Annotated in this window: 6 protein-coding genes; 1 reads left to right on the top strand and 5 read right to left on the bottom strand. The window is 65.5% G+C overall.

Annotated features, from left to right (window positions below):
- Positions 1-221: 221 nt before the first annotated feature.
- From I6F17_RS36475 to I6F17_RS36455, 5 genes are all read right to left on the bottom strand, one after another.
- On the bottom strand, positions 222-1,532 hold the full coding sequence (locus tag I6F17_RS36475) for an ABC transporter substrate-binding protein (RefSeq protein WP_157284164.1): 1,311 nt from the start codon (positions 1,530-1,532) through the stop codon (positions 222-224).
- 146 nt (positions 1,533-1,678) lie between these two features.
- Positions 1,679-4,186, bottom strand: coding sequence for an excinuclease ABC subunit UvrA (uvrA, locus tag I6F17_RS36470; RefSeq protein WP_225131851.1), 2,508 nt, complete (start codon positions 4,184-4,186; stop codon positions 1,679-1,681).
- Between the two features lie 79 nt (positions 4,187-4,265).
- Complete coding sequence (locus I6F17_RS36465) at positions 4,266-5,360, bottom strand: FAD-dependent oxidoreductase (RefSeq protein WP_225131850.1); 1,095 nt, start codon at positions 5,358-5,360, stop codon at positions 4,266-4,268.
- 58 nt (positions 5,361-5,418) lie between these two features.
- On the bottom strand, positions 5,419-6,540 hold the full coding sequence (locus tag I6F17_RS36460; RefSeq protein WP_225131849.1) for a D-alanine--D-alanine ligase family protein: 1,122 nt from the start codon (positions 6,538-6,540) through the stop codon (positions 5,419-5,421).
- Positions 6,541-6,676: 136 nt separating this feature from the next.
- Positions 6,677-7,909, bottom strand: coding sequence for an SMP-30/gluconolactonase/LRE family protein (locus I6F17_RS36455; protein ID WP_036006753.1), 1,233 nt, complete (start codon positions 7,907-7,909; stop codon positions 6,677-6,679).
- A 182-nt stretch (positions 7,910-8,091) separates the two neighbouring features.
- Here I6F17_RS36455 and I6F17_RS36450 point away from each other — a divergent pair, with 182 nt between their 5' ends.
- Positions 8,092-8,355 (top strand): hypothetical protein, encoded by a 264-nt coding sequence (locus I6F17_RS36450; RefSeq protein WP_225131852.1) that lies wholly within the window; start codon positions 8,092-8,094, stop codon positions 8,353-8,355.
- The last annotated feature ends 265 nt before the right edge of the window (positions 8,356-8,620 follow it).

The following is an 8,620-nucleotide window of genomic DNA, read 5'->3' as shown; positions in this document are numbered from 1 at the left end:
TTACCCTTCCCTGGAGGGGTCCGGGACGAGCGTAGCTCGCCCGTGGTCGATCGCGCGAAGCGCGAGCGGGGTGGGGTGATCTCTCCTAATCGGGCAGTGCCCGTGTGGAGAGATCACCCCACCCCGCCACGCATTCCGCTTCGCTGCATGCGTGGCGACCCACGGGCGAGCTACGCTCGTCCCGGCCCCTTCCAGGGGAGGGTGGGGAGTGCGCCGCCCCCTCACGCCCCGTAGGTCGAGCCCTTCGGCAGCGGGAAGACGGGATCCTGCGTGCGGATGTTGGTCGGCCACACCACGGAGATGTGCGCGCCGGCGTTCTGCATCACGACCGGCGTCGAACGTTCGTTCTGGCCGGAGAGCGGCGTGCCCGGCGGGAAGAATTTCACGCCATAGCCCTGGATCGTGCCGCCCGCGGGGATGTCGACGTCGAGCGCCGCTTTCCGGATCGCCTCGGGCTCGAAGCTGCCGTACTTCTCCTTGGCGACCGGCAGCACGTTGTTGAGCAGCACCCAGGTCTGGTTGAAGCCCATCGAGCAGTGCGGCGGCACGTCGGTGGCGCCGGTCTTGGCCTGATAGCGACTGACCATGGTCTTGATCAGATCGCCCATGCCGGGCGCGAGCTTGGCGGGATCGAGCAGCTGCGCCGGCACCGGGTCGATGTTGCAGAAATGGTCGATGTCGGCGCCGAACGTGGCGCGCAGCTTGTCGAGCTGGCTGTAGCCGGCACCGGCTCCGAACAGCATCTTGAAGCGCAACCCGCTCTCGCGGGCCTGGCGCAGGAACAGGGTGATGTCAGGGTTGTAGCCCGCGTGCGAGATCACGTCGGCCTTGGCCCGCTTGATCTTGGTCACCAGCACCGACAGGTCGGGCGCCGAGGCCGAATAGCCTTCGCGCAGCACCACCGGAATGCCGGCCTCTTTCGCATAGGCTTCGTCAGCGGAGGCAACGCCGACGCCATAGGGGCCGTCCTCGTGGATCAACGCGACCTTGACCTCCTTCGGGTCCATGCCGAGCTTGGCTTTGGCATGCTCGGTGAGGAAGCTTGCAAAGGCCTGGCCGTATTGATCCGAATGGATTTGCGCGCGAAATACGTGTTGCAGGTTCTTGTCCTTGAACACGGCGGTCGAGACCGCGGTCGTGATCCAGAGGATCTTCTTTTGCTGCTCGACCTTGGCCGCGAGCGGCACCGCATGCGAGCTCGCATAGACGCCGTTGAGGATGTCGATCTTCTCCTGGCTGATCAGGCGTTCGGCCTCGTTGATCGCAACGTCGGGCTTGCTCTGCGAATCCGCGGCGACCGGAGCAACCTTGTATTTGCCGCCGACACCGCCTTTCTCGTTGACGAGATCGATGGCGATCTGCGCGCCGATCGAGGAGGCGACCGAGCCGCCGGCGGCGAAGGGGCCGGTGAGGTCGTAGATCAGGCCGATGCGTATAGTCTCCGCTTGTGCCTGGGCGCGTGTCCAATCGAGGCTGAGTGCGGCGGCGGCAGCCGCCGATGTCTTCAGCAGCTGCCTGCGTGAAGTCGGCATCCTATCCTCCCTCAAAACCGTCGTTCGATCTTGTTGTTGTCGCGAAGTATGGAGAGGGGGGCGGCGGAAAGTCAACATCGCGAAAGTCGCGGGGTGGTCCGCCAAGGTGGAGTACGCAATTGCGAGATAAGGGGCGACGCAACCTTTCACTGCGCTAAGCGACGGGCCAGATAATGCGCCGTCTTGCCGCCGGTTCTGGTGATCTGGTCCGGCGCACCCGCTGCGACGATGCGGCCGCCTTCGTCGCCGGCGCCAGGGCCGAGATCGATGATCCAGTCGCTGTGCGAGACGACGTCCATGTCGTGTTCGATCACGATCACGCTGTTGCCGGCGTCCACGATCCGCTCAAGCTGGGCGATCAAACGCTCGACATCCCTGGGATGCAGCCCGGTGGTCGGTTCGTCGAGGACATAGAGCGTGTGGCCACGCTGCGGACGCATCAGCTCGGTCGCGAGCTTGATGCGCTGGGCTTCGCCGCCGGATAGTTCGGTCGCGGACTGGCCAAGGCGGATATAGCCGAGCCCAACCTCGCGGACGACCGACAGCGACCGGTGCAGCGTCGAATCGTCTTGGAAAAAGTCGAAGGCCTCGTCGACCCGCATTGCCAGCACGTCTGCGATGGATTTGCCGCGGATCTTCACCTCGAGCGTCTTGTCGTTGTAGCGCGCGCCCTTGCAGGTCGGGCAGGGCGCATAGACGCTGGGCAGGAACAGAAGCTCGACGCAGACGAAGCCTTCGCCCTTGCAGGTCGCACAGCGCCCCTTCGCGACATTGAACGAGAAGCGCCCGGCATCGTAGCGACGGGATTTTGCCTGCGGCGTCGCCGCGAACAGCTTCCGTACATGATCGAACAGGCCGGTATAGGTCGCAAGGTTGGAGCGCGGGGTGCGGCCGATCGGCTTTTGATCGACCACGACCAGACGATCGACGAGATCGAGGCCGGCAACGATCTTGCCGCCCAATGTCTCGACCGTGGGAGCCAGATTGTCGTCGTCGGAATCGGCGGCAAGCGTGTGGCCGAGATGCGCAGCCACGGTGTCGACCACGAACTGGCTGATGAGGCTCGATTTGCCCGAACCCGACACGCCGGTCACGCTGGCAATCACGCCGAGCGGGATGTCAACGTCGAGGCCGCGGAGATTGTTGCGGGTCACACCTCTGACCTTGAGATGCGCCTTCGCCTCACGACGGATCGTCGGCAGCGGCCGCCGGGGATGTGAGAGATAGGTGGCGGTGCGCGATTGCTCGACTTGGCCGAGCCCTGTCGGCGGTCCGCTATACAGGATGCGTCCGCCGTTTTCGCCGGCCTCGGGCCCGACATCCACCAGCCAGTCCGCATGCCTGATCACCTCAATCTCGTGCTCGACCACGAAGATCGAGTTGCCCGCGTGCTTCAGCCGGTCCAGCGCGCGCAGCAGCGCCTCGGTGTCGGCGGGATGCAGGCCCGCGGACGGCTCGTCGAGCACGTAGACGACGCCGAACAGATTCGAGCGGACCTGCGTCGCGAGGCGTAGCCGTTGCAACTCGCCCGGCGACAGCGTCGGCGTGCTGCGCTCGCAGGCGAGGTAGCCGAGGCCGAGATCGAGCAGGACGGCGAGGCGCTCCGACAGATCCTCGCAGATGCGCCTCGCGACGACGGTCTTCTCGGATTTGTCCGATGAAGCTTTTGCGAACGGCTTGATCACGTCGTGCAACTGCTTGAGCGGCAGGTGCGACATCTCTGCGATATTCAGGCCGGCGAACCTGACCTTGAGCGCCTCGGGCTTCAGCCTTGTGCCGTGGCAGGTCGGGCAGTCCCGCGTGATCATGAACTGCGCGACGCGACGCTTCATCATCGCGCTCTCGGACTTGGCGTAGGTCTGCATCACGTAGCGCTTGGCGCCGGTGAACGTGCCCTGGTAGCTCGGCTCCTCCTTGCGGCGTAGCGCCCGCTTGACCTCGGCTGCGTCGTAGCCGGCATAGACAGGAACGGTCGGCTGCTCCTCGGTGAACAGGATCCAGTCACGGTCCTTCTTCGGCAACTCGCGCCAGGGCTTGTCGACGTCGTAGCCGAGTGTCGTCAGGATGTCCCGGAGGTTCTGGCCCTGCCAGGCACTCGGCCAGGCCGCGACGGCACGCTCGCGGATCGTCTTGGTGTCGTCGGGCACCATCGACTTCTCGGTGACGTCGAGCATCCGGCCGATGCCGTGGCAGGTCGGGCAGGCGCCCTCCGGCGTGTTCGGCGAGAACGACTCTGCATAGAGCATCGGCTGCCCGCGCGGATAGTCGCCGGCGCGGGAATAGAGCATCCTCATCAGGTTCGAGATGGTGGTGACGCTGCCAACCGACGAACGCGTCGTCGGCGCCCCGCGCTGCTGCTGGAGCGCCACGGCCGGCGGCAGGCCCTCGATGTCGTCGACCTCGGGGATCTGCATCTGGTGAAACAGGCGCCGCGCGTAGGGCGACACCGATTCCAGATAGCGCCGCTGCGCCTCGGCGTAGATGGTTCCAAAGGCGAGCGAGGATTTGCCCGAACCCGACACGCCCGTGAACACGACGAGGGCGTTGCGAGGAATGCGGACGTCGACGTTGCCGAGATTGTGCTCGCGCGCGCCGCGCACCTTGACGAAGCCGTCGTCCTGCATCAGGTCGGGTTGTCTGGGTCGATCGTCCATCTGGCTCCTCCAGCCTCCCATGGGAGGGTAACGGCAGGATCGCAGGATAGGTCCCAGGATGCCAGCGGGCCGCACCGGTTTAGCGCGTGTGCAGCAACGACGGATCGAGCGGACTGAGCCGGGCAGGATCGAATGGCGAGAGGTCGACCTGCGCGCTGCCATCGGCAATCAGCTGCGCCAACGCTTCGCCGGTCGCGGGTGCGTTGAGGATGCCCCAGACATTGTGGCCGGTCGCGACGTAGAGGCCGTTGCTCCGCGGCACCTTGCCGATCAGCGGCAGGCCATCCTGCGTCACCGGGCGGAAACAGGCCTGATGCGCGATGATGTTCGCAGAGGTGAACAGCGGCGACAGCCGCTCGCTCATCGCTTGCAGACGCGCGATCGCCTCTTGGTCTGGCGTCACGGAAGCGGGATCGAGCGGAAGCGGCGCGATGTCGGAGAGGGCCGTGATATGCGTGCTGCCGTCTGCGCGTGGAAAGACCTCGATCGAGACCGCACTGCCGCCTTCCTCATACTCCAGGAATAAGGCCTCGGCCGGCACGTCTGCGGCGATGTCGTAGACGATGCTCGGGCTGCGCTGGCCGTAGACGGCAGGCAGGCTCATCCATTGCGCGGCGAGCAGCGACCAAGGCCCCATCGCGATCACGACGGCATCAGCCGCGACGATGCTACCTTCGACCTCGACGCCCATCGCACGATCGCCGTCGCGCACGATGCCGGCTACGCGGCCGGAACGAAACTCAGCGCCGAGCGCAAGCGCTGCGTCCATCATGGCCGACGTGAACTTGCGCGGATGCACGATCGCAGTCGTCCTCGCCGTGCCGATGCGCTGTGTGATGACGACGCCGTCGCTGAGCCAGCCAAGCGCGGATGGTGCATCCCGGCGCGCGTCGCCGTCGGGCGCGACGAAGCCGCTATAGGCGGTCATCGCCCGGTGGCCCCAATCGCCGGCGATCTCCTCCGGCAGTTGCGCATGAAGCGCAAAGCTGCGCCGCGCGAGCGCATCGAGCGGCGTGCCGACACACCAGTCCTGGGCCAGGAAGCCGCCGGCCTTGCCGGACGCGGCGGCGGCGACCTCGGTTCGCTCCACGACAGTCACGTCGATGCCGCGGCGGCGCAAGAAATAAGCCGCGCAGGCCCCGATGACGCCGCCGCCGCAGACCACAACGCGCATGATGGGCTCCCTGGCTCGCGTCAATTTGTGGGGCGCTTTGCTCCCGAGCGGAAACAACCTAGCTCGCGTAACCCCGTTCCAGCGATTGCCGCTGCCGGTGCCGCTCTAGCGCCAGGTCGACGAGGCGCGTCAGCAGCTCGCCATAAGGCACGCCCGAGGCCTCCATCATCTTCGGATACATGCTGATCGAGGTGAAGCCGGGCAGGGTGTTGATCTCATTGAAATAGAAGTTTCCGGTTTGCCGGTCGAGGAAGAAGTCGACGCGCGCGAAGCCGCTGCATTCGAGCGCCGCGAACACCTGCGTCGCCAGCGCGCGCACGCGCTCCATCTGCGCCGCGTCCAACCTCGCGGGAAGATCGACCCGGGCGCCGTCAGGATCGATATATTTCGCTTCGTAGGAATAGAACTCGTGATGGGCGTTCGGATTGAGCTCGCTGGCAACGCTGGCGAACAGCGTCTCGCCCTCGAGCACCGCGACCTCGATCTCGCGTGCGTCGATGCCCTGTTCGACCAGCACCTTGATGTCGTAACGAAAGGCATCGTCGAGCGCCGCTCCGAGCGCATCCAAGGTCTTGACCTTGTGAATGCCGACACTGGAGCCCATATTGCACGGCTTGACGAACACCGGGAGGCTCAGGCCCCCGGCCGCCTTCGCAAGCGACGAGCTACGGTCCTGCGCGAAGGCCTTGCTTGTGAGCACGCGATAGGGCGCGACCGGAATGCCGGCGAATTCGGCGAGCCGCTTGGCGACGTCCTTGTCCATGCTGACGGCAGAGGCGAGAACGCCGGATCCGACATAGGCGACGTCGGCCAATTCAAGCAGGCCCTGCACGGTGCCGTCCTCGCAAAGCGGGCCATGGATGACCGGAAAGACGACGTCGATCTCGAGCGGATCCATCGTCCCTGCGGTTACAGGCATGAGAGCCACCCGTCCGTCAGGTTCTCTGGCGAGCCGTATCTCGGGCGCATTGGGCAGGATCGGCAAGGACGTCGTCTGCGCCAGATCGAGCGCACCAAGATCGTTCCATTGCCAGCGGCCCTCCTTGTCGATGGAGACCGGGATCACCTCGAAGCGGGTGCGGTCGAGATGCCTGAATGCGGAGGCCGCCGATTTCAGCGAGACCTCATGCTCGCCGGACCTGCCGCCATAGAGAACAACGACGCGAATTTTGTCTGCCAATATTTTGTTTGCCATGGCTCATTTATGACGTGCTCTGTCCGAAAGTCACCTCTGTTGGCAGGTTGGTGCTTCGATCAAAAAAGTTCGGCGCCGGCGAGGGCCGCCGGCGCCATGTCGTAGCAAGGCTCGCTGCGTTTCAGCCCGGCCCTGCGCCCTGCGTCGCCGTATATACCGCGTAGAGCGATTGGCTTGCGGCCATGAACAGGCGGTTGCGCTTGGGGCCGCCGAAGCAGACGTTGCCGCACACTTCCGGCAGACGGATGCGGCCGAGCAGCTTGCCCTCCGGCGACCACACCGTGACGCCGCTGTAGCCGACGGCGCGTCCGGCATTGCTGGAGGCCCAGAGATTGCCGTTGACGTCGCAACGCAGGCCATCCGGTCCGCACTTCACGCCGTCGATCACGCAATCGGTGAACTTCTTCAGGTTCGACAGCTTGTTGTCGCTGCCGACGTCGAACACGAAGATCTCGCCCTTGCCGCCGGGGCCGGTGTCGCCCGGACCCTTGCCGGTCGAGGCGATGTAGAGCTTCTTGTAGTCGGGCGAGAAGCAGAGCCCGTTCGGGTCGGGCACCTGGTCTTCGGTGACGACGAGGTCGATGCGGCCGGAGGGATCGATGCGATAGCAATTGGTCGGCAGCTCGCGCTTGCCCGGCACGAAGCCGGCCGGCTGCCCGATCCGCGGATTGAGCTTGCCGCCTGCATTGCTCGGGCCGCCCGCGACGTCGGGCTCGCCTTCGTAGAGCTGGCCGCCATACGGCGGATCGGTGAACCAATAGCTGCCGTCGGGATGCGCGGCGATGTCGTTCGGCGAGTTCAGCTTCTTGCCCTGGTAGGACTCGGCGAGCACGGTGGCGGTGCCGTCATGCTCGTAGCGCGTCACCCGCCGCGTCAGGTGTTCGCAGGAGAGCTGGCGGCCCTGGAAGTCGAACGAGTTGCCGTTGGAATTGTTGGAGGGCGAGCGGAACACGCTGACGCGGCCGTCGTCCTCGGTCCAGCGCATTTGCCGGTTGTTGGGAATGTCGCTCCACAAGAGATAGCGGCCCTGCGCGCTCCACGCGGGGCCTTCGGCCCAGAGCAGCCCGGTGTAGAGACGCTTGATCGCGGTGTTGGGCTGCGCGAGATCGTTGAAGGACGGATCGACCGCGATGATGTCGGGGTCCCAGAAATAGGTCGTCGGCGCGCCGCCCGGGCCGAAATCGCGCGGCGGCGTCGTGATCGTCGTCGGCGGTGCGGCGGGTCCGGTCTGGGCCAGCGCGGGGCCCGCCAACGTGGCCGCGGCGCCGAGCGCCAGCCCCCCGACCAGCGTTCGTCGTGAAAGCGCAGCATCGTGCGCACGCTGCTCCTGCTCAGGAGCCTCCTGGCGTGTCATCGTATCCTCCCGGTTACGTTCGGCCGGCCGGTTGATCCGGCCAAGCGCGGCGAAGGTTAGTCCGGTCCGCGTCCGGTTGCGAGGGGCAGACTTGAAACCGCGGCGTGATCGCAGGTCGCAATTTCGTCACCTTCGAGTGCGTTTGGATTGCAGGGCGCTAGCGGGGGATAAAGCCGGAGCTCATTGTGCAAGTCGTCATCCTGGTCATCCTTCTCTCGTTTGCCTTTGGGGCTGGCTATTTCACGCGGGACTACGTCTCTCGAAAAAGGCGGGCGGAGGCACGCCGCTGGCGCGAGTACGCGGAGCCGGACTGGCTCTCGGCCAATACGGCGGCGAACACCAACGAGATCGCGAAGACCGGCACCCCTGCGCCCACTGGCGAGCTCGGCCAAATGCTGAACCGTTGGGAGAACAGGGCGCGCGCCCGCCGCACCGGCACGGCGTAGGCCTATCCCTTTTAGGTCACGTATGTTGACCATCTTTTGGCGTTGCAGTTGCGGCCATTTCTCGTCTAGAAACGGCCACATCGGGCCTCTCCCGGAAACCAACCGTCAACGGTTTTGACCGAGGATTTGAGGCTCTGCAGGGTCTGGCAATGCTGATTCGCGGCCAAATCGAGGGGATTTCGGGGGAGGTGGCTCTGGCCGCCGCCGCGATCCCGGCTGCACTGCTGCCCACCCTCCTTATTGGCGGCCTTCTTCTTACTTGCCC

Source organism: Bradyrhizobium sp. NBAIM18 (genome assembly GCF_020193825.1).
Lineage (GTDB): Bacteria > Pseudomonadota > Alphaproteobacteria > Rhizobiales > Xanthobacteraceae > Bradyrhizobium > Bradyrhizobium yuanmingense.
This window is presented reverse-complemented; position numbering and strand designations above follow the sequence as displayed.

Bases quoted from the DNA above. Each gene is read 5' to 3' on its own strand.
- uvrA (WP_225131851.1), bottom strand. From the start codon at position 4,186: ATGGACGATCGACCCAGACAACCCGACCTGATGCAGGACGACGGCTTC.
- I6F17_RS36475 (WP_157284164.1), bottom strand. From the start codon at position 1,532: ATGCCGACTTCACGCAGGCAGCTGCTGAAGACATCGGCGGCTGCCGCC.
- I6F17_RS36455 (WP_036006753.1), bottom strand. From the start codon at position 7,909: ATGACACGCCAGGAGGCTCCTGAGCAGGAGCAGCGTGCGCACGATGCT.
- I6F17_RS36465 (WP_225131850.1), bottom strand. From the start codon at position 5,360: ATGCGCGTTGTGGTCTGCGGCGGCGGCGTCATCGGGGCCTGCGCGGCT.